At 73.5% G+C, this 2,044-nt stretch carries 2 protein-coding genes; both read left to right on the plus strand.

The features are described from left to right. The coding region (locus D7V93_RS42260) for an MMPL family transporter (RefSeq protein ID WP_147451654.1) at window positions 1–1,154 on the plus strand (1,154 nt) is incomplete at its 5' end. After that, window positions 1,151–2,044: glycosyltransferase (locus tag D7V93_RS42265; RefSeq protein ID WP_120648595.1), on the plus strand; the 894-nt coding region annotated here is incomplete at its 3' end. The genes D7V93_RS42260 and D7V93_RS42265, both read left to right, overlap by 4 nt.

Consider the following 2,044-nt stretch of genomic DNA (forward strand, 5'->3'; position numbering starts at 1 on the left):
CCTGGAGGGTGCTGCTGCCGACCCTCACGCTCCTCCTGGCCATGGGGCTGCCGTTCCGGCGCCTGGAGCTGGCGGCCACGGACATCACCGCGCTGCCCGCGGACACCGAGGCGCGCCGGGGCGCGGAGACGCTGGCCCGGCTGTTCCCGCGCGAGGCCGCCACGCGGGTGCTGGTGGCGGTGGAGTTCCCCCAGGGCAACCCCTTCACGCCGGAGCGCGCCGGTGCCCTCCACGACGCGAGCCGCCGGATTGCGTCGCTGCCCGGCGTGGTGGGCGTGGAGAGCGCGGTGGACCTGGTCCCCGGGATGGACCGGGCGACGGTGCAGCAACTCGCGGGTGCGCCCCTCCAGGCGCTGCCGCCGGAGCTGCGAGCGGCGCGGGCCGCGTACCTCACCGGCACGGTCGCGGTGCTGCAGGTGCTGACATCCGAGCCGCCCAGCAGCCGCGAGGCGCGGGACCTGGTGCGGGCGCTGCGCTCGGACCGCGCGGTGGGGGACGGGCGGCTCGTGGTGGGCGGGCAGACGGCGACGGACGTGGACGCGACGGCCTTCATCCGGCGGCACACGCCCGCGGCGGTGGCCTTCGTGATGGGGATGACGTGCGCGGTCCTCTTCGTGCTCCTGCGCTCCGTGGTGCTGCCGCTGAAGGCGCTGCTGATGAACCTGCTGTCCCTGGCCGGCTCGTTCGGGGCCCTGGTGTGGATCTTCCAGGAGGGGCACCTGCGCCGGCTCCTGGACTTCGAGCCCGGGCCCATCGAACCGTCGCTGCCCATCCTGTTGTTCTGCGCGCTGTTCGGCCTGTCCATGGACTACGAGGTGCTGCTGCTCAGCCGCATCCGCGAGGAGTGGCTGCGCACGGGGGACAACACCCACGCGGTGGCCGAGGGGCTGGAGCGGACCGGAGGGCTCATCACCAGCGCGGCGGCCATCATGGTCGCCGTGTTTGCGGCCTTCTCGCTGGCGTCGGTGGTGGTGGTGAAGGCGATGGGAGTGGGCATGGCCATCGCGGTGGCGCTGGATGCCACGCTGGTCCGGGTGCTCATCGTCCCCGCGATGATGCGCCTGATGGGGGACCTGAACTGGTGGGGCCCCGGCCACTCCGCGCACTCCAGACACCCGCCTGCGCGGGGCAGGGCGCGGGAGGAGACGCCATGAACACGCGCGACGTGGGCTGGGCGGCGGTGAGCGCGGCGGCGCTGGGCGTGCTGCTCCAGGGGCATCTTGGCCTGATGGCCGGCCTGCGACGGCGTCCGGCGCTGGCCGCGAGGAAGTTCGACCCTCCCTCGGTGACGGTCATCCGCCCCATCCGGGGCCTGGATGTGGAGGCGCGGCAGAACGTGCGCGCGCTGCTCGCGTTGGACTATCCCGGCGAGTGGGAAGTGCTCTTCGTCTTCGACACCGAGGACGACCCGGCGTTCGCCCTCACCCGCGAAGAGCTCGCCAACGCTCCGACGCGCGCGACGCGGGTGGAGCTGCTCGTGGCGGGCGAGCCCCCAGAGGGGCTGACGGGGAAGATCAATGCCATGCAGGTGGGCGTGGCCTGCTCGCGGTGCACGCTGCTGGCCTTCAGCGACTCGGACACGCGGCCCGCGCCCGGAGCGCTGACGGCGCTGGTGGGAGCCCTGCTGGAGGATGCGCGGACGGGCGCCACGTTCGCGCCCGTGTACGCGGCGGCGGACGCGCCCCTGGCGGGGGACGTGGGCTACGGGCTGCTGGTGAATGCGTGGTACGGCGCGTCGGTGGCGCGCACGTCGGGGCCGGATGGCGCGCTGCCCTTCATCATGGGGCAGTTGATGGTCTTCCGCCGCGAGGCGCTCGCGGCCATCGGGGGCGTGGGATGCGCCGCCGGCCAGTTCGTGGATGACATGTACCTGGGGCGCCGGCTGCACGAGGCCGGGTGGAAGAACCGCGTCATCCACGCACCCCTGCGCATCGTCACGGGACACCTGGAGCTGCGCGCCTTCCTGCGCATCTTCCGGCGGTGGATCCTCTTCTCGGAGTCGGGCCTGCCCTGGGCCTTCACGCGGCCCAACTGGGTGCGGGGG

The sequence above is a fragment of the Corallococcus llansteffanensis genome (assembly GCF_003612055.1).
In the GTDB taxonomy this organism is placed as follows: Bacteria; Myxococcota; Myxococcia; order Myxococcales; family Myxococcaceae; genus Corallococcus; species Corallococcus llansteffanensis.